15 protein-coding genes, 3 tRNA genes and 3 rRNA genes are annotated in these 21,223 nt (G+C 50.5%); 15 read left to right on the forward strand and 6 right to left on the reverse strand.

Annotated features, from left to right (window positions below; genetic code table 11):
• Window positions 1-55 precede the first annotated feature (55 nt).
• Window positions 56-1,633, forward strand: a 16S ribosomal RNA gene (locus tag FBF28_00700).
• A 281-nt stretch (window positions 1,634-1,914) separates the two neighbouring features.
• Here the strand turns inward: FBF28_00700 and FBF28_00705 are convergent.
• A complete protein-coding gene (locus FBF28_00705; GenBank protein QJU08091.1) occupies window positions 1,915-2,151 on the reverse strand; it encodes a hypothetical protein in 237 nt (78 codons plus the stop codon).
• Window positions 2,152-2,215: 64 nt separating this feature from the next.
• Between FBF28_00705 and FBF28_00710 the strand changes: the two genes are divergently transcribed.
• From FBF28_00710 to FBF28_00745, 8 genes are all read left to right on the forward strand, one after another.
• Window positions 2,216-2,292, forward strand: a tRNA-Ala gene (locus FBF28_00710).
• A 51-nt stretch (window positions 2,293-2,343) separates the two neighbouring features.
• A tRNA-Ile gene (locus FBF28_00715) sits at window positions 2,344-2,420 on the forward strand.
• Window positions 2,421-2,433: 13 nt separating this feature from the next.
• Window positions 2,434-2,510: transfer RNA gene (locus FBF28_00720), tRNA-Val, on the forward strand.
• Between the two features lie 89 nt (window positions 2,511-2,599).
• Window positions 2,600-3,739, forward strand: a complete 1,140-nt coding sequence (gene pyrD, locus FBF28_00725) for a dihydroorotate dehydrogenase (quinone) (protein ID QJU08092.1) — start codon at window positions 2,600-2,602, stop codon at window positions 3,737-3,739.
• Window positions 3,740-4,009: 270 nt separating this feature from the next.
• Window positions 4,010-7,125 (forward strand): 23S ribosomal RNA (locus tag FBF28_00730).
• A gap of 190 nt (window positions 7,126-7,315) precedes the next feature.
• Window positions 7,316-7,424 (forward strand): 5S ribosomal RNA (gene rrf / locus FBF28_00735).
• A gap of 88 nt (window positions 7,425-7,512) precedes the next feature.
• A complete protein-coding gene (locus tag FBF28_00740) occupies window positions 7,513-9,405 on the forward strand; it encodes a hypothetical protein (GenBank protein ID QJU08093.1) in 1,893 nt (630 codons plus the stop codon).
• Between the two features lie 457 nt (window positions 9,406-9,862).
• Window positions 9,863-10,135 (forward strand): hypothetical protein, encoded by a 273-nt coding sequence (locus FBF28_00745; GenBank protein QJU08094.1) that lies wholly within the window; start codon window positions 9,863-9,865, stop codon window positions 10,133-10,135.
• A gap of 43 nt (window positions 10,136-10,178) precedes the next feature.
• On the opposite strand, the gene FBF28_00750 is transcribed toward FBF28_00745, so the two are convergent.
• Window positions 10,179-10,655: a hypothetical protein gene (locus FBF28_00750; GenBank protein ID QJU08095.1), complete on the reverse strand. Its 477-nt coding sequence runs from the start codon at window positions 10,653-10,655 to the stop codon at window positions 10,179-10,181.
• A complete protein-coding gene (locus FBF28_00755; GenBank protein ID QJU08096.1) occupies window positions 10,621-11,424 on the reverse strand; it encodes an ROK family protein in 804 nt (267 codons plus the stop codon). The genes FBF28_00750 and FBF28_00755 overlap by 35 nt, the downstream gene beginning before the upstream one ends.
• A 76-nt stretch (window positions 11,425-11,500) precedes the next feature.
• On the opposite strand from FBF28_00755, the gene FBF28_00760 reads away from it, so the two are divergent.
• The 6 genes from FBF28_00760 (at window position 11,501) to FBF28_00785 (ending at window position 17,704) form a co-directional block, all read left to right on the forward strand.
• Window positions 11,501-11,944, forward strand: a complete 444-nt coding sequence (locus FBF28_00760) for a hypothetical protein (protein ID QJU08097.1) — start codon at window positions 11,501-11,503, stop codon at window positions 11,942-11,944.
• Between the two features lie 122 nt (window positions 11,945-12,066).
• Window positions 12,067-13,137, forward strand: coding sequence for a S1 RNA-binding domain-containing protein (locus tag FBF28_00765; protein QJU08098.1), 1,071 nt, complete (start codon window positions 12,067-12,069; stop codon window positions 13,135-13,137).
• 69 nt (window positions 13,138-13,206) lie between these two features.
• Window positions 13,207-14,973, forward strand: a complete 1,767-nt coding sequence (locus FBF28_00770; protein QJU08099.1) for a translation initiation factor IF-2 — start codon at window positions 13,207-13,209, stop codon at window positions 14,971-14,973.
• Between the two features lie 153 nt (window positions 14,974-15,126).
• A complete protein-coding gene (locus FBF28_00775) occupies window positions 15,127-16,839 on the forward strand; it encodes a hypothetical protein (GenBank protein ID QJU08100.1) in 1,713 nt (570 codons plus the stop codon).
• Between the two features lie 28 nt (window positions 16,840-16,867).
• The gene (locus tag FBF28_00780) at window positions 16,868-17,161 is read left to right on the forward strand and encodes a hypothetical protein (GenBank protein QJU08101.1); all 294 of its coding nucleotides are present in this window, start codon (window positions 16,868-16,870) and stop codon (window positions 17,159-17,161) included.
• Between the two features lie 93 nt (window positions 17,162-17,254).
• Window positions 17,255-17,704, forward strand: a complete 450-nt coding sequence (locus FBF28_00785; GenBank protein QJU08102.1) for a hypothetical protein — start codon at window positions 17,255-17,257, stop codon at window positions 17,702-17,704.
• Window positions 17,705-17,737: 33 nt separating this feature from the next.
• Here FBF28_00785 and fmt read toward each other — a convergent pair whose 3' ends face one another.
• From fmt to priA, 3 genes are read right to left on the reverse strand one after another with little or no spacing between them, the layout of a single operon-like run.
• Window positions 17,738-18,613, reverse strand: coding sequence for a methionyl-tRNA formyltransferase (gene fmt, locus FBF28_00790; GenBank protein QJU08103.1), 876 nt, complete (start codon window positions 18,611-18,613; stop codon window positions 17,738-17,740).
• 1 nt (window position 18,614) lies between these two features.
• Window positions 18,615-19,190, reverse strand: coding sequence for a peptide deformylase (def, locus tag FBF28_00795; protein QJU08104.1), 576 nt, complete (start codon window positions 19,188-19,190; stop codon window positions 18,615-18,617).
• Between the two features lie 23 nt (window positions 19,191-19,213).
• Window positions 19,214-21,157 carry a primosomal protein N' gene (priA, locus tag FBF28_00800; GenBank protein QJU08105.1) on the reverse strand — a complete coding sequence of 648 codons (1,944 nt, stop codon included), beginning with the start codon at window positions 21,155-21,157 and terminating at the stop codon, window positions 19,214-19,216.
• Window positions 21,158-21,223 lie beyond the last annotated feature (66 nt).

Here is a 21,223-nt window from a genome sequence, read left to right on the forward strand (position 1 = left end):
ATATCATCGTCAGTTTATATTTTTGTAGAGCCTTACTACTTTGATATAAAGTAGATTTTTAACGGAGAGTTTGATCCTGGCTCAGGATGAATGCTGGCGGCGTGCCTAACACATGCAAGTCGAGCGGCAGCGGGTTCTGCACTATCAACTTGAAGCCTGGACGCGGGGATTTCCAAAGGAAATCAGCCGCATCATTTCGAAAGAAAATGAGTGTCTAGGGTGACTTCGAACTGATAGTGCAGAATGCCGGCGAGCGGCGAACGGCTGAGTAACGCGTAGGAATTTGCCCCAAAGTGAGGGATAACTGCCCGAAAGGGTAGCTAATACCGCATATGGTCTTCGGATTAAAGGATTTATCCGCTTTGGGAGAAGCCTGCGTTGGATTAGGTTGTTGGTAGGGTAATGGCCTACCAAGCCGACGATCCATAGCTGGTCTGAGAGGATGATCAGCCAGACTGGAACTGAGACACGGTCCAGACTCCTACGGGAGGCAGCAGTGAGGAATCTTCCACAATGGGCGAAAGCCTGATGGAGCAACGCCGCGTGAAGGATGAAGGCCTTCGGGTTGTAAACTTCTTTTATGAGTGAAGAATATGACGGTAACTCATGAATAAGCACCGGCTAACTACGTGCCAGCAGCCGCGGTCATACGTAGGGTGCGAGCATTATCCGGAGTGACTGGGCGTAAAGAGTTGCGTAGGCGGTAAGTCAAGTGAATAGTGAAACCTGGTGGCTCAACCATACAGACTATTATTCAAACTGGCTTACTCGAGAGTGGTAGAGGTCACTGGAATTTCTTGTGTAGGAGTGAAATCCGTAGATATAAGAAGGAACACCGATGGCGTAGGCAGGTGACTGGACCATTTCTGACGCTAAGGCACGAAAGCGTGGGGAGCGAACCGGATTAGATACCCGGGTAGTCCACGCCGTAAACGATGGATACTAGCTGTTGGAGGTATCGACCCCTTCAGTAGCGAAGCTAACGCGTTAAGTATCCCGCCTGTGGAGTACGGCCGCAAGGCTAAAACATAAAGGAATTGACGGGGACCCGCACAAGCGGTGGATTATGTTCTTTAATTCGATGATAACCGAAGAACCTTACCAGGGCTTGACATCTAGGGAAGGTCTATGAAAGTAGACTGTGCCTTTTGGAACCCTGTGACAGGTGATGCATGGCCGTCGTCAGCTCGTGTCGTGAGATGTTAGGTTAAGTCCTTCAACGAGCGCAACCCTTGCAAGTAGTTGTATTTTTCTACTTGGACTGCCCCGGTAACGGGGAGGAAGGAGGGGATGATGTCAGGTCAGTATTTCCCTTACGTCCTGGGCTAGAAACGTAATACAATGGCTAGTACAATGCGCAGCGAAGCCGCGAGGTGAAGCAAATCGCATCAAAGCTAGTCCCAGTTCGGATTGCAGGCTGAAACTCGCCTGCATGAAGTCGGAATCGCTAGTAATCGCAAATCAGCAAGTTGCGGTGAATACGTTCCCGGGTCTTGTACACACCGCCCGTCAAACCATGAAAGTGACCAACACCCGAAGTCCGATTCGTCGGCCTAAGGTGGGGGGCATGATTGGGGTTAAGTCGTAACAAGGTATCCGTACCGGAAGGTGCGGATGGATTACCTCCTTTCTAGGGAGAATAGATGCCAATTTGTCGAGCAATCACAAATTGAGCTAGGTCGGTCTCGTAAATATGCTGAGCTTACATATTTACAATAGTCCTTCTAGGGACGAGACAAAGTTCAAAACCTTCTCTACGATAAGCCGATTGATGAATTGCACAATCAAGTTGTTAATATGGAAATACCCTCCTATGTGGAGGGTGTTTTGTCGTCTATGACTAATGACGGGGTCTTTCACGTGGCTGTCTCTAATCGATTATAACTAGAACGCGATATGGCGATGGCTGCGGAACTATCGGCGACCGAATAGCGATTCTGCCAGCCAGCCCAGCGGGATAGTGTGGAGACACAGCATAATCCCAAAGCCAACTCCACAGACGACCAGACCCCAGAACTTAAAGCGCTCGTAACTACTGATACCGCTCGCGAGATTGTCTGCCAGTTTTTGATGATATACGGTCATGACGGCGCCGATAATCAAAACGATGAGGCCGACAAAAAAAGATCCAAAGGTAAATTTATAATACATATCTCCATTATACACTTGCCAGAATAAAAAAGATACGGTACAATGAATAAAGTCTTGGCGAGATGGGGGCATAGCTCAGTTGGCTAGAGCACCTGCTTTGCAAGCAGGGGGTCCAGGGTTCGAGTCCCTGTGCCTCCACCATATGGGGTGAAGTAGGCTTACGTCTACGACACTCCACCAAGACTGCAATGAGGGCGATTAGCTCAGCTGGTTAGAGCGCGTCACTGATAATGACGAGGTCGGAGGTTCAAGTCCCTCATCGCCCACCACGCTTTTTGATACGGGCGACTAGCTCAGTTGGCTAGAGCATCTCGTTTACACCGAGAGGGTCAGGGGTTCGAGTCCCTTGTCGCCCACCAGATTAGTTTGATAACTCACCTCAGGTGAGTTTTTTGTTGGAAATACGCTTACTTGCTTAATCATAAGACGATAGCTATACTTTTAGAATATGTATAAACACATTATAAAGCCGATACTATTCTTGTTGACGCCAGACTTTACTCACAAATTAATTACTTTTTGCGGTCGTGTAGTGCAAGTACTGCCGCCTGTTCGGTGGGGTATCCGTAAGTCGTGGGGTTTTCAAGACAACTCGCTTCAGCAGGAAGTGAGCGGCATCACTTTTCGTAACCCGATCGGCTTATCGGCAGGATTTGATAAAAATATTCAGCTGTTGTCACTAATGGAAGACATTGGTTTTGGGTTTGCTTCGGGTGGGTCGGTGACACTAGAGCCGAGGAAGGGGAATCGACGGCCGTGGTTTCATCGCTTGCCGAGGACGAAGTCAGTCGTAGTTTTTGCGGGTATGCCGAATAAAGGTTTGCGAAAGATCCGTAACTATATCGAACGAAACACCCGTCGGTCAAGCAACGCAGTCAGTGTGATCTCTGTGGCGGTTATTGCAAATAAAACAACGATTGAGCAGGCTGGTGGCTATCCAGCCGAACAGGCGATCATTAATGACGTAAAAAAAGCAACAGAATATATTATTCACAACAAATTGGCGAGTGTTGTAGAAATTAACATATCATGCCCTAATGCCGGCAAGGAGCCGTTTATTGAGGCGGAGTCGCTCGATGCATTATTAACAACACTTGATATCGTGCCGCGTGACGTACCGTTCTGGGTGAAAATGCCACATCTATATGACATAAAGCAGTTTGATGCGCTGCTAGGGGTTATTGTTCGGCATAATATCCAAGGTGTGACGGTGGCAAATCTGATCAAAGACCGTAGTAAAATTAACATCAAAGATTCGCTGACTGATGAAATTCGCGGTGGGCTGAGTGGTGCGCCAACGCGCGAACACAGCTTAGAGCTGATTCGCCATGCGTATAAGAAATATGGCGACCGGTTGACGATCATTGGCGTTGGTGGAGTGTTTTCGGCTGAGGATGCGTACGCCAAGATTAAGGCTGGCGCCAGCCTAGTAGGGCTGATTACCGGTCTGTTTTTTGAAGGACCGCAGCTGGTTGGGCGAATTAATCGCGGATTGGCGGAGCTATTGAAAAAAGACGGTTTTTCTCATATTTCCGAGGCAGTTGGCGCGGATTTTCGCAGCCGGTCAAAAAAGACGAAAAAACTTTGAAAAAACTCTTGCAAAACAACTTCGGCTGCTGTATAGTTGATTACTAGTTACGCGAATGTTCAGGAGAACCTCTGGCAATACACTGCAAAATGTGCGAGGGCAGTGGTGATAGTATCGTTGAGTGTAGATTAGATGACGTTATTTTGACGGGTCGAGATGTGCACTCAAGCGTGAGGCATGATCATTAACAATTTGAAGAGAAGAAATTGAGTTTTTAATTGACGGTAACAGTAATTGCAAGGTAGCAACTACTAGTTAAGTCAATGCATAAAAAGGTACTCAAGGGCACTAAATGGATGCCTAGACGTATATTACCGATGAAGGACGTGGAAGACTGCGATAAGCCTCGGGAAGCTGTCAACAAGCTTTGATCCGGGGATTTCCGAATGGGGAAACCCAGCATGAGTCATGTCATGTTGCCACTTGCTGAACACATAGGCAAGCGAGCGGGAACCATCTGAACTGAAACATCTTAGTAGGATGAGGAAGAGAAAGTAAATAACGATTGCGAAAGTAGTGGCGAGCGAAATCGCAACAGCCCAAACCTTTTAAGTTTTTGCCTATTTATTTAGGCAAATAAGTTGATAGACGAATACTTAATAAGGGGTTGTGATATTACATATGACCAAGTCAGAGAACTTCAGAACAATTTGAAGGTATCTGATTTGCGATACCAGGCTATCAACTGGTAGTAAGGTAAGAAATTGCGTGGTTAGCAGAATAGTTTGAATGACTAGCCAAAGAACGTGAAAGCCGTGTACGCGAAAACGACGCTGACCTTATGTATGTTTTATCGAGTAGGACGGGGCACGAGAAACCCTGTTTGAATCTGGCTGGACCACCAGCCAAGGCTAAATATAATATACGATCGATAGTGAACTAGTACAGCGATGGAAAGGTGAAAAGAACCCCGGGAGGGGAGTGAAATAGATCCTGAAATTTAGTGCCTACAAGGAGTCGGAGCCGGCTTATCCGGTGACGGCGTGCTTTTTGTAGAACGATCCAGCGAGTTAATTTTTACAGCGAGGTTAAGTCAATTGACGGAGCCACAGTGAAAGCGAGCCTGAATAGGGCGTTTAGTTGTAAGGATTAGACCCGAAACCGGGTGACCTAACCATGAGCAGGTTGAAGCCACTGTAACAGGTGGTGGAGGACCGAACCAGGATACGCAGCAAAGTGTTTGGATGACTTGTGGTTAGCAGTGAAATGCCAATCGAACTCGGAGATAGCTGGTTCTCCTCGAAATAGCTTTAGGGCTAGCGTCGTGTTAGTAGCACATGGGGGTAGAGCTCTGTAAAGGACTGGGGCGGGCAACTGTACCCACCCTTAACAAACTACGAATACCATGTGTGTAACCACGGCAGTTAGAACATCGGTGCTAAGATCGGTGCTCGAAAGGGAAACAGCCCAGACCATCATCTAAGGTCCCTAAATTAACGTTCAGTGGGAAACAAGGTGAGATTTCTTAAACAGCTAGGATGTTGGCTTAGAAGCAGCCATTCATTTAAAGAGTGCGTAACAGCTCACTAGTCAAGAGATCTTGCGTGGAAAATGTAACGGGGCTAAAACGTTATACCGAAGATATGGATGTCAGATTTATCTGGCGTGGTAGAGGAGCGTTCCTATCAGCGGTGAAGTCGAATCGGAAGGTTCGGTGGAGCGGTAGGAAGTGAGAATGCTGGAATGAGTAACCATAAGAGAGGTGAGAATCCTCTCGGCCGTAAGAGCAAGGTTTCCTGAGCCATGGTAATCATCTCAGGGTTAGTCGGGCCTAAGCCGAGGCGCAGAGCGTAGGCGATGGACATCAGGTTAATATTCCTGAACCGGTTAAGTTTTGTACACTGTTCACGGGGAAGTAATCGAAGCGGATTCATGGTTTATCCGTCCAACCGAGCGGGAACGCAAAGGGAGTGAAAGTGATTCTTCGGAGTCGCGATTTTGGTGAAAGCCCTGGCTAGAAAAGCAGGTGTGCGCATGGACTTAGCCGCCCGTACCGCAAACCAACACAGGTGCTCGAGTCGAGTAGACTCAGGCTTACGAGCGAACCTTCGCTAAGGAACTCGGCAATACAGCGACCGTAACTTCGGGATAAGGTCTGCCCCCACTTCGGTGGATATCAGCCGCGTTCACTCAGTGAATAATAGGTTAAATAGTACATTTTTAATCACAAAACGAATTTTCTGAGACACGAGCAAACGAATTGCTCTTTTGAACGCGAATCTCTTGTATCTAACGATGTGGGGGCCGCAGCAAAAGAGCCCACGGAACTGTTTATCAAAAACACAGGTCTCTGCTAACACGAAAGTGGATGTATAGGGGCTGACTCCTGCCCAATGCTGGAAGGTTAAGGGGAGCGCTTCACGGTGCGAACTGAAGCCCTAGTCAATGGCGGCGGTAACTATAACCGTCCTAAGGTAGCGAAATTCCTTGTCAGGTAAGTTCTGACCCGCACGAATGGAGTAATCATGTGGGCACTGTCTCAGCGAAGGACTCGGTGAAAGTGCATTGGCGGTAAAGATGCCGTCTGTCCGTACCAGGACGAAAAGACCCCATGGAGCTTTACTACAGCTTTACATTGAATACGGTTTCAACATGTGTAGCATAGGTGGGAGACGTTGAAGCAGATACGCCAGTATTTGTGGAGTCACCAAGTGAAATACCACCCTTGTTGTGATTGTGTTCTCACGCTGACCGTTATCCGGTTAGCGGACCGTGTATGGTGGGTAGTTTAACTGGGGCGGTTGCCTCCTAAAGAGTAGCGGAGGCGTTCAAAGGTTGGCTAACTTCGGATGGAAATCGAAGTGATAGTGTATGCGCATAAGCCAGCTTGACTGTGAGGAGTACATTCCAATCAGAGACGAAAGTCGGAGCAAGTGATCCGCTGTACGTACATTTGTACATGAATGTGGGATCGACAGCGCAAACGGATAAAAGTTACCCTGGGGATAACAGGCTTATAGCGCCCAATAGTTCACATAGACGGCGCTGTTTGGCACCTCGATGTCGGCTCATCACATCCTGGAGGGGGAGCACCTTCCAAGGGTTCGGCTGTTCGCCGATTAAAGTGGTACGCGAGCTGGGTTCAGAACGTCGTGAGACAGTTCGGTTTATATCCGGTATGGACGATAGGAAACTTGAGAGGATCTACCCCTAGTACGAGAGGACCGGGGCGGACGCACCTCTGGTGTATCGATTGTGGCCACCTGCTGCATTGTCGAGTAGCTATGTGCGGACTAGATAAGCGCTGAAAGCATATTAAGCGCGAAACTAACCTCAAGATAAGGTTTCCCTATGAGGACACAGAAAGACTATCTGTTTGATAGGCGCAAGGTGGAAGTGCAGCAATGCATGGAGCTAAAGCGTACTAATAGTCCCATTGCCTTTTTATGTCCTTGTCTGCTAGCGTTTATGCTTGCATAACGCTCGCGGATAAGGTAGACTTGACTAGTAATTGGTGCTTTTCAACAAGTGCCGGTCAATTAACAATTCAATTCCGTGCAGAAAACTGGACATCGAAGAAAGGGGTTTGGCCCACCACGCGAGTATATGTGGAACCAAGCGCTTTAAACCCCCTCCTTCGGTGCCCATGGCGAGGAGGAAACACCTGTTCTCATCCCGAACACAGAAGTTAAGCTCCTCAGCGGCGATTATACTGCGAAAGTGGGAAACTAGCACGGTGCCGAATTATAAAAAAGACTTCCGAATAGGGAGTCTTTTTTCGTTTTTGCCAGAGGCGCTTGCGAGTAGCATAAGTATGATATAATGATGAGGAAATGGATAAAAAACAAACAGAACAGCCAGAGTCCCTGAGGTCGGAGCGTGGGGGGTTTGTGGTGATGTGCGCGTCTTGGTTGAGGCGGCCAAAATCGTGGGTTATTATTGGTGGCGGTATCGTTGCGTTGACGGTGATAGTAGTTGGAGTGCTATTTGTTATCACAACGCGCGGTAACGTCGGCGCTGAGCGCGTGTCCGACGAGGATTTGCAGGCGATTGACCGGCCGATCCGCTTGAAGTTTAATCAACAGCTTGGCGAGGTGAGGCCAGAGATTAAGCCGGAAGTGCGCGGCGTGTGGCGCGAAAAGCGACAGTTGTTTGGCGTTTTTGAGATGGAGTTTACGCCCGACCAGCCACTGGCAGCTGATACAAATTACACCGTGGCGTTCCCGGGAGCGAGACGTTCGCTGTTTGGTAATGCGACAATCCATGATGTATCGTTCAAGACGCAAAAAGCACCACGAGTGGATACGACATCACTGGACGGCAAAGAAGTGATCGCAATGGACCAGGCGTTGACGGTGCGTTTGGGGTCGCGGGCGAGTAAATTGCGCGATCTAGAATTGACGACCGAGCCAGCGCTTGAGCTGAAGCGTGAGTCGTCTGATGATCAAACATTTTCATGGAAATATGCTGGCCTACTAGCACCTGACACGCAGTACACCTTCAAGTTATACGATAAAGCCCAGAAGGAAGAGTTAAAACGTTTTACGGTGAAGAGTGCGCCACTACCGGCGATTGGGTCACCGATTAAAGAGCATTCAGTAACGCCATCAGATGAATTGAAGTTGACGTTTCAGGAAGCAATTGATGCAAAGGATCGGCCAAATATAGCGGTTGATACGGCTGGTAATGGTTCGTGGCGGAGCGATACCGAGTACGTATTCAAGGCGGATAAATTGGAGCCGGGCAAGACATACACATACACCATTCCTAAAGGCCTACGGACAGCTCGTGGAGGTGTTCTCGTCGAGGAAGTAAAAAAGACATTTACCACTAATGGGCATGTGCGTGGTGTGGGGGCGTCCCCGTGGCGAACCACTGTTGATCAAGCGGTGCAGGATGTATGGATAACCTTTGATCAGGCAGTTGACCACAAGAGCGCCCAGGATCGTCTCAGGGTTTCATCTGGTACAGTTCAGAGTATTTCCTGGCGTGGTAATACGATGGTTGCTCGGGTGGTCAATATGGGCTTTCAGCGGCAAGTCCAGGTTTGGGTAGAGCCAGGCGTGCAGCCAGTATTTGGACTGCCGAGTGTAGAGCGAATTGCGACATCGTTCACAACTAATTCACGGGTCGTCAAACTCAATAACGTACCATTCTATCGTCAGGCGTACGCCCAAAGCTGCGAAGCGGCCTCGCTGCGTATGGCCTTGGCATATCGTGGCGTACATGATAATGATTGGAATATTTTGCAGCGCTTTGGGTATCATCCACGACCGCGAGATAAGTCGACAAATGAGTGGGATGATCCGAATGCGCAGTTTGTGGGTGATGTAAACGGTAATCAGGGTACAGGCACAGGATGGGGTGTATATGCTGGTCCAGTGGCGCGAGCTGCCGGCCAATATGGCCGGGGAACATCGCTAGCGTATGGGGCTAATGCGAATTTCGTGGCGCAGCAAATCCACAATGGTAATCCAGTTATCGCGTGGGGTGTGTGGCGGACTGGCGCAAAAATTGACAGCTGGAGAACATCGTCAGGCCGAACGGTGAGTGGGCCAATACCAATGCATGTGCGCCTCATCGTTGGGGTGCGCGGCGAGCCACACGATCCGCTTGGATTTTATATTAATGACCCAATATCGGGACAGCTCTACTGGACGAGGGCACAGTTTGTGGCAATGACAGCTGGTGCTGGGCCGGCGGCGCAGCTGTTGGCGGTGCATTAAAATTGGCATCCGGATAAGGATGGTGCGTTGGGGTCACACGTCTTTGCTATTGAGCTAGTTTTACGGACACGGCTTTGTGGTTGGAAAGTTGAAGAGAGGTATATGTTATTTTGCTCGCCGTCAGATTATTTTTTAATTCAGGTAATTTAGCTGTTGACAGAATTCCTTGTACAACCAAAAACCACCCATCTCGCAGAAAGGGTGGTTTTTGAGTGGTGGAACTCATCATTTCTAAGCTCCAACAGGTGCCGTCACGGTGTGACAGATCTCATTATAACGAAGTAGATCGCCGATTGCAATATTTTATTCACAATAAAAATGGCTTATGTAAATGTTGACAAAGTATGAGCAGTATGATAATATGCATACATAAACACATATCATGTGTGATATATAAAGGCGAGGGTTTCCACGGTAGATGATGTGGAAATCTTTTTAATTAGGGAGGAAAACTCACATGGCAGGTACAAAAATTGGCGGTATGAAAGCAGCAGCAAAAAACTTAGCACGTGACCCAGATTTCTATGCAAAGATTGGTGCGAAGGGCGGTCGGAACGGACGTACCGGTGGTTTTGCGGCTAATCCAGCTCTAGCACGGATTGCTGGCGCGAAGGGTGGCCGTATTTCTCGTCGGCGTAAGGCAACAACGACAGCTACGACGGCGGTTAATCCGACAACAGCATCGACAGTACAGGCAACGGCTCAAGACGACGTAACGCTGGCTGCGTAGCCGTACTATTTAAAAGGATACATAGCCCTCTTTCTACAGAGGGCTATTTGCGGTAACGGCGCAGTTCGCAGGACCGGGCCTCGTTGACACGCCAGTTGCCGGTGCAAAGGAGACAATGATAGTGGTGCTTGGCGGTTTCTATACCGACAGCGCCACATGTTGGGCATGTACTGCGGGCGTGCAACCACTTGCGATAGGTATCAAGTGCATCCTGAACGACGTCATCATCCATGGTCAGAATAATATTATAGTTCGGGGCTAACTGATGGATAGCCGCCTCCCAAGCCTGGCGCTCTATGGTAATAAGGTCAATATCACGAGTATAGTGATGATGGCCTAGGATGGCATGGGCCGTTTCATGGAGTAGCTGGGCGACAGCAGCTGGTGATTCCTCATCAATGTAAGTAATTGTCTGTGAGTGGTATGACCACGAAAAAACATCACCAGTCTGGAACCGATACCTCGGGTAATCACGAGTCAGCTGCTTAACGATGGAGGATAGCGTTATCGTAGCAGCCATACAGTACGGCCTCCTCGGGATATGCTGCACCAACGATGTGTGGGCAGGTGATAAATGACGGTAGTTTCTCGGTGATAAATCCGGCTAACGATGCGGAGAATTTGTCGGTGTAGCGGCCGATGCCACCGCCGATTACGATGACATCTGGCTGGATAGCGGCGGTCAGTGCCTGAAGTCCTAGACTGAGTCTCTTAGCAGCCTCAAGCCAGACTTCAGGCGGTGTTGTGTCCGATAACTCTCCAAACTGTTGACTGAGCGCTCGTCCCGAGGCAAGGTTTTCCCATGAATCGATAGTTGATTGATACGCAACTTGCATATGGCCGGCTTCGCTGCCGCGCAAACTAGGGTGGAGTGTGCCATTGAGGATGATACTAGTGCCAATACCTGTGCCGACAGTGACGTAAAGACCACAGGCTGGTTGTGGCTCGAGGCGACGGATACTAGCGAGACCAGCGAGATTGGCATCATTTTCGAGAATAATTTGAGCATCGGAGAAGTGCTTGGCTAAGAGGTCTTGGATGGGTACGCCGCACCAGCCAAGGTTAATACAGTACGTAGCAACACCGCCAGTGACGGTGCCGGGCAAGCCAATTGAAATGTCTGTGACAGGCGCGCCCTCGGTGATCATGGTGATGGTCTCAACGACCTGTTTGATATATGCCGTAACATCTGTTGGCGTAGCAAACCGAGTCGTTGTTTCTAGTGTACCGTTGTCGGTAAATCGTCCGACTAATGTTTTTGTACCCCCAGTATCAATTGCAATAATCATGAGGCCAGTATAACCCTTTACGAGAGTGGTGACAATATGGTACAGTAAGTACTAGTAACATCAGGGAGATAATGGTATGAAGCAGAACCGCCAGCGAGGATATGTTGTAATCTACGTAGTTGTAGGGGTTATTTTGGCGGCGATCGCTTTGGCAACGCTGTACGGATTGCGACAATTATCGGCACAGAATCAGGTGGCATCATCGGCAGAAAATACTGCGACGACCGAGCAGCAAAAAGATGCAAAGGGTACAAAGACTGATAAGGCATCGACTGAGCAAAAGAAGAATGAGAAGAGTGATGAGAAAAAAGATACTTCTTCAGCTGAAGTCAAAAAGCCTGCGCAGCAACAGCCTCAACAGCACGCACAAAATCAACCGACAGCACCAGCTCGAAATAATGGCCGTGGGTCATCCCGCTTACCAGCAACTGGGCCGGCTGACTCGTTGGCAGTTGGCTTCGTGTTGGGGCTGATTGTAGCCGCGGGCTTTGCTTATCGCCGGTCAATGTTGGTAGTTTAGCTTTCTTCTCTTTACTCGAGGCGTTATCTACGATATAATAAAGCGAGACCTCCAAGAGGTGACTGTTTTGGCAGGCCGCTTGGATAAGAATATTAACGTAATATGGGAGTCTATTTGGACGTATGGCAAATCCATTGACCATGGACGATCTGCTTGCTCAGGCGAGCGACTCCGTGAAACAGCTGACCGCGGGCGAGGTTGTGCACGGAACTATTTTATCAATAAAGAAACACGAAGTTCTGATTGATCTGGGGCCTTTGGGCGTTGGCTTGGTGCCGCGCCGTGAGGTGAGCATGTCGAACAATTACGCAGAAGGTGACGAGGTAACTGCGAGTGTTGTCGAGGTTGAGCTGGACAACGGTTATTCACTTTTGAGCATGCGTAAAGCGGCGCGCGATCGTGGCTGGGACGAGGTCGCCGCCAAATTGGAGAGCGGTGAAATTGTAACGGTGACACCGTACGACGCCAATCGTGGTGGTCTGTTGGCTGAATATGAAGGGGTGCGCGGTTTCTTGCCGGTATCGCAGCTATCGGCTGAGCATTATCCGCGAGTTGGTTCAAGTGACAAGGATGAGATCTTGCAGCGGCTTAACGTGCTGGTCAACAAAGAGATTCGCGTACGGATTTTGGATGCTGATCGCAAGGCGAACAAGCTCATCTTTTCCGAAAAAGAGGCCATCAAAGAGGGCCTGGCGGAGCGGTTCGAGAAGTTGTCAGTCGGCGATACCATCAAGGGTATCGTGACTGGCGTGGTAGACTTTGGCGTGTTTGTGAACGTTGAGGGAATTGAGGGACTGATTCACATCTCAGAAATTAGCTGGGAGCGGGTTAACAACCCGAGCGATTACGTCAAGGTTGGCCAGACTGTGGAGGCGAAGATTATCGCTATCGACAAGGAGCGCCTCAGCTTGAGTATGAAACAACTGACGAAGGACCCATGGCTGGATGAAGTGGAGCAGTTCAAGTCAGGCGAGGACGTCGAAGGCACAGTCACACGGATTACACCGTTTGGTGCATTTGTGCAGCTAAGTCCAGCTGTCGAGGCTCTCGTTCACGTTTCGGAGCTGGGTGGCGATGGGACTGACCCGGAGAAAGTCTTTACACTGAATGAGCGCAAGACCTTTACCGTGCTAGAAATTGATAAAGATAATCGCAAGATTTCGCTGTCGCTGGCTGGCGGCAAGAAAAAATAGCCTATAGAAAAAGAGTAATGTAAACAGTTCGCCGAGGTGTCACGCGGGCGATGAAAGGAGCACGAGCAGATGACAGAAAAGATTGTCGCAATTGCAGATTCAGTAACCGTCGGAGAGCTCGCTACCACCTTGAATCTACCGGTCACGACGCTTATTGGCGAGCTGTTTAAGAATGGTATCGCGGCGACGATTAATCAGCGGTTGGACTTTGAGACGGCATCGATTATCGTTGAAGAGCTGGGCCTTGAGGTGACGCTCAAGAAAAAGGAAGCGGCTGTTGGCCGCGCCCGCGTGGAACATACACTGTCGGAAAGGGCAGTACCGCGCCCACCGATTGTGGCGGTGATGGGGCATGTTGATCACGGCAAGACGAGCTTGCTAGACGCGATTTTGGGTAACAAGACTGCTGCTGGTGAGGCCGGCGGTATCACGCAGCACATTAGCGCCTACCAAACGAAGCGTAACGAGCGGATGATTACGCTGCTGGATACACCGGGGCACGAGGCGTTTGCAGCGTTGCGGCAACACGGCGCGGTGCTGACTGACGTGGTGATCATCGTAGTGGCGGCGGACGACGGCGTCAAGCCGCAGACGGTCGAGGCGATTCGGTTTGCCCGTTCGGCTAACGCCAAAATCGTGGTAGCAATCAACAAAATTGATAAAGATACCGCCAATCCACAGCGGGTAAAAACGCAACTGGCATCTGAGCACGGCCTCAATCCTGAGGAGTGGGGCGGCGATACGGTGATGGTGGAAGTTAGCGCTAAAACTGGCCAGAATTTGGATAAGCTGCTGGATATGGTGCTACTGGTGGCAGATATGGAAGATCTGCGGGCGGATGAGGACGTGCCGGCGGAGGGCTTGGTGATTGAGGCGCATATGGAAACCGGGCGTGGCGCGGTGGTCGGGCTACTCGTTGAGCACGGTCAGCTAAAGCCAGCGCATTATCTGGTGGCCGGCACGGCGTACGGTCGAGTACGAACAATGTCGGACTTTCGTGGTCAGACAATGAAAATGGCGGGCCCGAGCACACCGGTTAATGTGACTGGATTTAAGGAGCTGCCGCAATTTGGTGATAGTTTTCGGTTGGCTAAAAACGAGAAAGAAGCACGGCATTTGGCGCAGGCAGCGCGCCTAGAGCAGGAAAAAATGGCTGCCAGCACCAATGTCACCAGCTCGGATATTTTGAAAATGATGAGTCAGCAGCATGACGCTGAGTCGTTCAATGTTCTCGTCAAGGCTGATGTTCAGGGGTCGCTCACATCGGTGATTGATAGCCTGAAATTGATTGATACAGGTGGCTTGGTGGATCTACATGTCATCGGTAGCGGGGTTGGTAACATTTCAGAAAATGATATTCATCTGGCAGTTGGCGAGAACACGGTTATTTATGGTTTTAATGTCGATCTGCCGCCAGCAGTAAAGCGCCTGGCAGCGCGTGAGCACGTTGAGGTGCGACTATACCGGGTGATTTATGAACTACTTGATAATGCCAAGCAATCCATGGAGGCGCTACTGGCCCCAGAGGTCGTCGAGACTGAGGTCGGCCGGCTGAGTGTTAAGGGCGTGTTCCGAACGGTGCGCGAAGAGGTGATCGCTGGTGGTGAAGTGATGACGGGTAAGGTCTATAAGGGCTTGTTGGCACGCCTGAAGCGCGGCGATGAGCACATTGCCGAGGTTGAAGTATCATCCGTTCAGCGTCAACATCAGGAAGCCAAAGAAGTGTTTGAGGGTGAAATGTGCGGACTCAGCCTCAAAACTACGCGAAAAGTCGCCGTCGAAGAAGGCGACACACTGGAGTTCTTTACGCGGGAGCTGGTGAAGAAGACGTTGTAACAACTTGTCACTGTGGGTAATTTTAGTATATCGGACGATTCTCTATTGACTTTTCTTACTAAATCTGCTAAAGTTTAGACAGCAAGTGTATATTTTACGAGATACTTAAATTGCTTACATATAATTATTTGTCTTTGAAAGGAAGCTGCCAGTATGCCAGAAAGAAACATCTCTCATCGTCGCAACACTATTTCGTCTGCGGAGCGGTCTGTTGACACATCGTCGTCTCCTGCTTTGCTGCCAGCCAAGAAAAACTTGGGAGAGGTTCCGGCGATTGGTAAGGGGACTGAGGGCCAGGGTAGTAGCAGCAGCGAGGGCGGTGAAAATGCTCTTATGAATAAAGCTGTTGAGCTAGTGGACGAGGCTTCGCGAGTTCTCAGTGATCCAGACGCCTCTGCTGAAGATAAGGCGAAGGCGCGTGAAGCTATTCAGGCAATCATAGAGAAGATTGATGGTCTGGGGTCGGGTAAAAAAGGTCCGGAAGGCGCGAAGGGGCCGGAAGATGATGGTAGTGGTGAGGATGATCCACGTTCAGCCGAGGAGAGAATCAGTGATGCGATGACTCGCATGAGCGATTTCTTTAAGAATACGTATGAGATAGACCCTGCTACTGGTGAGAAACGATACCCGTATCTTGAGCATATTAGGCGCTATGAAGCTGAACGTGAGCGTTTTCAACAGGTTATGGATCGTAAACAGAAGAGCCATGGGCTACGCATCAATCCAAGCGGTAAGCTCATGGAACGCTTGCTGGGTTGTGGTCGATTGGGCGCTAAGCTCGCTGATCGTCTAACGCGTCCATCTAAAGAAGAGCAGGAGGCAGCGGCAGCTTACGAAGCAGCCTTGACGCAGGTTGATGCTGATCGGCGTGACTTCCTCAGTCGTGAGATTAATGATGGCAATCTAACAGAAGAGGAAGTTCGCGGTATACGTGGTCAGTTCTTTGCGACAGAGCATCATGACAATGTTCAAGAAATTGCACGTCTACAGATGGACTATGGCAAAGATGAGAATGGTAAGCATCGACGTCCAATGAGCAAGTGGTTGCGACGACTGGGCTATGTATCTGCTGGTGCGGTTGGTGGCTTGACGGCGATATTTAGCTTGCCGCTTGGTCTTGCCGTTGCTGGGGCGGGTGCTGGTGTATTTCGTGGCTTGGCCAACAAGCGAAATGCCAACATGAAAGTTAGTCCAGAAGATAAAAATCCGCTAAATAAAGAATATAAAGCTGAGGCTGTGGCAGACGTATATCATCAACGGTTCTTGGAGTCTATGCAGGCTCGGGCTGAGGCGGCACAAGAAGAAGGTTCTGATTGGGAGCCGGGTGCGCGTGATATCGTCGGTACGCATCTATATGAGACATCAATTGAGGCTGGCAAGAATGCTGAATGTCTTATTAAGCCAGTGGTAGGCGCGGTGGCGCTAGCTGCAGTCATTAAATTTTCTACGGATTTGATGGGATCGGGAAGCGCCGGTGGGAGTGGCAATGTTGAAAAGCTAAAGTCAGAAACCGGAGGCGGTGATAGTGCTGGAAATGTTCCACCAACAGTTTCGTCAGAGACTCTACCAGCTCAGTCTCACTTTACTGAAGTTAATACGAACAGTGCGCCAGAGAGCGTGGTTGGCGATCAGTTGCAGCATCTTGGCTATAGGCTCGAGGGCGATTCGACGGAGTTTCTGAATAAGCTTGCAAATAACATTGGCCAAGATAATCTTTTTGTCGACGGTAACAATAACCCAGTAGATATATTTACGGGAGGTGCTGGTGACCAGCAGTTTGGGCCTTGGAATGTTGATACGAGTGTACGCTTTAGTGATAAAGCAGCACGAGTCATTGAAGCTATGAAAGGCGTCACTAAGCTTTAGAAATTAAAACAATAGGAGAACACAAACAATGACACAGGAACAAATATTTGAGCAGTTAGGTATTACTGGTGCGAGTGATGAGGTTAAGCAGAGCACTCTCCACAACCTCATCGGTACGGTTGAGATCCAATTTGCTAGCGTTGGCGATGAGCTATTAACGGAAGAACAAGATGAGGAATTAAATAAGCTCGTTGACGCATATGATGGTGATCCTACCGTTGTCGGTGAGTGGCTAAAAACTCATATACCAGAGGCCGGACAGCTATACCAGGCAATACTGGAGGATGAGATTGCTCGTCTAAAAAGTCGGTTGGACGCATAGGTCGTCAAATAGCTCCATGAGGTATAGTAGCATTCTGATCAGGATGCTGCTATACTAGATATAAAGAACGGGAACCATAAACGAGGAGACGATATGTTCCAACTAGATGATAATTTTTTGAAAGAATTAGGACTAGACCAACTGCCAGATGAGCAGAAGAAGCCGTTTTTGCAGCATATTTATAGTGAGTTGGAGCTACGGGTCGGTGAGCGGCTGAGTCAGGGGATGAGTGACGCGCAGCTGGATGAATTTGCGAACATCATCGACAAGGCGCCGGGCGCGGTAGATGAGTTTCTCGCCAAACACGCACCAAATTACCAGCAGGAGCCAATGTTTCAGCGGCTGGTGCAGGCGACCAAGGCTGATCCGAATAATCCGGGTCTAAAAGATGAGTTTGCGGCGACGAAGTGGCTGGAGGTGAATCGGCCTGATTATCGCGACGTGGTGGCAGCAACGATGGACGAGCTGAAGAAGGAGATTATAACTAACCGCGAGGCTATTTTAGGCGGTATGAGTGCATCCTCGGCGCCGGGTCAAGCTTAGAGCAAGTTTTTTAAGCTGCCTTAGATCATGAACTTAGCCTTGATAGCCGCGGAGAAACGCCTCTGCGGTCATTTTTTTGCCGCTCGGGGCGATCAGTTCGAGGATGGTTACGTATCGTCCATCACAGCACTTGACGCTCAGCGGCGATTCTGGAGCCTCTGAGACGTGAGTTTTGGTAATAATGAGTTCACGGTCATGAATGCGCAGACGACTACGTGGAAAGCCGAGATACGCCCGTACATGGGCGTCGGCGACTGCGGCGGTCATGGTGGCAGGATCAATGAGCGACATACCCTTGGAAAGCAGCTGGCAATACGTGGCATCGGCGTCGTTTTGTGGAGTTGGCTGGAGCGTACCGGCGAGGATGCCCGGCAGCGTGCGTACGAGCAGGTCGCTGCCAGCAGCAAACAACTCATCATATAGCTGCGGTTTGGTTTCAGTGCCGGTGAGCGGGTGACGGTGTTGGGTGTAAATTGGGCCAGCGTCCATCTGGGCGTCAAGCTGCATAATGGAGATGCCGGTTTCTGAGTCTCGGTGTGCAATGGCGGCCTCAATGGGTGAAGGGCCACGCCATTTTGGCAGTAGCGAGGGATGGAGATTAATAATACCAGGAGTGAAGAGGTCAATGATTGACTGGGGGATAATTTTGCCATAAGCGACGAGGACGCCAGCGACAGGCTGGAGGGCGGTGATATCGGGGATAATGTCGCGGAGCTTATTGGGCTGCCAGACGAGGATGCCATGTTGGCGGGCAAAGGTCTTGACTGGTGGTTCGGTAAGCTTATGGCCGCGGCCGCTACGCATATCGGGTTTGGTGATGACGGCGCGAATGGGAAATCCTGCCTCGTAGAGTGCCTTAAGGGTAATCAGACTGTACGCTTCGGTGCCGAAAAAGATGATTGGTGGCATGTTAGTCCCACAGCTGAGCATTATCTTTGATGTCGGCTTCATAATCAAGCGGCTGTAATTCACCAGAATCATCGAGCGTGTAAAAAGCGTCGTGCTGGTCGCGGATATGGTCGATAAAGACGACGCCGTTGGTGTGATCGATCTCGTGCTGGATGACACGGGCGAGGAAGCCTTCGGCCTTGAGGCGAATCTCGTTGCCGTCGAGGTCAAGAGCCTTGACGCGGATTTTAGAATGGCGGGGGACTTTGCCGTAGACATGCTTGACGCTGAGGCAGCCTTCGAAATCGGCGACAATTTCTCCCTCGTATTTGACAATTTCGGGGTTGATCAAGGTGGTGAATTCGCGAGTGACTTTGTCGTCAAAGTCGCTGCGGACGATGATGACGCGCTCGAGATGATCAACCTGGATGGCAGCTAGGGCAGCGCTGATTTCATGAGGGCGAGAATCTTCCCAGTCAAGAGCGGCCGCGATCATATCGGCTGATAACTGGCGCACCTCGTCGGTGATGACGTGAATTTTAGCTGATTTTTGGCGGAGGTGCGGATGTGGCAGGGCAATGATATCGTCTTTAGTCATTGTGATTATTATACCACAGGTGGCTAGAGGAGGCTGGTCGGGTCGAGCTCAGCCTGCCAATGAGCGGGTGGTACGAGATCAAGGAGGCTGACAAGGTCGCTGCGGCGCGGGCTTTTGAGAATGAGCTGCCAGCGGTACGTGTCGCGGACTCGCTCATAAAATGCCGGTGTTGGGCCAAGGATGCACATGTCGGCCGGGGCGGCTGCCTGCAGTGTCTGGGCGAGCTTTTTGGCGTTGCGGATAGCGGCAGCTTCGGTTTTGTAGACGCAGGTTAATTTGAGCAGATAGACAAATGGCGGAAAGTCAGTAGCGTGTCGCCGCGCGATAGTGCGGGCATAAAAGTCAGTGTAATTTTGAGCGAGTCCGTCGCGGATGGCGGGATGATCCGGCTGAAAGGTCTGGACGATGACGTTGGTGGCGTGATGGGAGCGGCCAACGCGGCCAACGACTTGGGCCAGCAGCTGAAAGGTGCGCTCGCTCGAGGAAAAGTCAGGCAGTGTCAACCCGGCGTCGGCTTGGACGACACCAACAGTGCGTAGGTGCGGTAGATCGAGGCCCTTGGCGATCACTTGGGTGCCGATGATGATGTCAATTGAACCGTTTTTGAGCTCGTCGTAGCGCCTATCAGCTGCGTCGTTGGTACTTGTATCGGCATCGAAGCGGGCGATGGTGCTCGCGGGAAAGAGCTTGCGTAATTCTGCCTCGATGCGCTTGGTGCCGAGGCCCTTATGAATGATATCGGCATGACGACACTCGGGGCAGCTGGTAGGGACGGTTGCAGTGAAACCGCAGATATGACAGAGGAGCTGGTGCTGGTCGGCGTGTAAGGTGAGTGGCACAAAGCAGCGCGGACAGCCAGCATTCCAGCCGCATTGTTCGCATAGGGTGATAGCGGCGGTGCCGCGGCGATTATGAAAGATGAGGGCCTGATGACCGTCATCCAGCGAGCCGGTGATAGCCGAGAGTAGTTGATCAGAGAGAAAGAAATGCTGAGTAAAGTTTGTGCGCTTGGTCATATCAACCAGCGAGATGCGTGGCTTGACGGCGTCTGAACGGGCGGGCGTGGGCATAGCGATGATAGGCCGGCCAGCGGTTTTTGCCAGAAAATAATCGCTGATCGTAGGGGTGGCACTGCCGAGGACAAGCTTGGCTTCGTGCTGGCGAGCGAGAATGGCTGCAGTACGCAGCGCTGAGTAGCGGGGCGATTGTTCTTGTTTGAAGCTGGGTTCGTGACATTCATCAATGACGACGAGGCTCAGCTGCTGGACGGGCATGAACAGGGCCGATCGAGGGCCGATGACGATGAGCGGGTCGCGTGAATTGATAACATGTTGCCAAGTCACGTGCCGCTCTGCTTCGGTCTGACGCGAGTGGGTGAGGATAATATTGTCGAAATACCTCGCAAATTCGCTAACGAGTTGTGAGGTGAGGGCAATTTCTGGCACCAGAATAATTGACGATAAGCCCTCGTCTATCAACCGCCGGGCGAGCTCGATATAGACACGCGTCTTGCCAGATCCGGTCACGCCATGTAGTAGGGCGCTGCCGGGGAGCATGTCGTCAATGGCGGTGATGGCGGCTCTCTGGTTGGGCGTGAGCGCTGTTGTCGGTGGTCGTGAGGCCTGCGGACTGGCGGCGCGTGCGGGTATGTGGCGGCGCTTTTTCGTCAAACCGCGTGGCAGAATGGTTTGCCAGACGGTCGCGAGGTGCGTATGATAATAGCTACTCATCCACAGAGCCGTTTGGATGAGCGGTAGCGGCACGGGAGCGTCATCTAAAATCTGGACAATTTCTTTAACCGTAAACTCAGGCTTAACGACTGCTGACATGATGATACCAACGCAATGAGCCGAGCCAACTTCTATAACGACCAGCGCACCGACTGGCAGCTGCTCAGGGTGTGCATAGGTAAACGAGTGCGCATCGGCACGAATGATCTTGATCGGTGATACCAAATAGTAGTACATGTCTTGCTTTATTATACCGCGCTGGCTGGTTGAATATAATCATGAGCGTTTTAGGGTGTAAGCGCG

The sequence above is a fragment of the Candidatus Saccharibacteria bacterium oral taxon 488 genome (genome assembly GCA_013099195.1).
GTDB lineage: Bacteria > Patescibacteriota > Saccharimonadia > Saccharimonadales > Saccharimonadaceae > Nanosynbacter.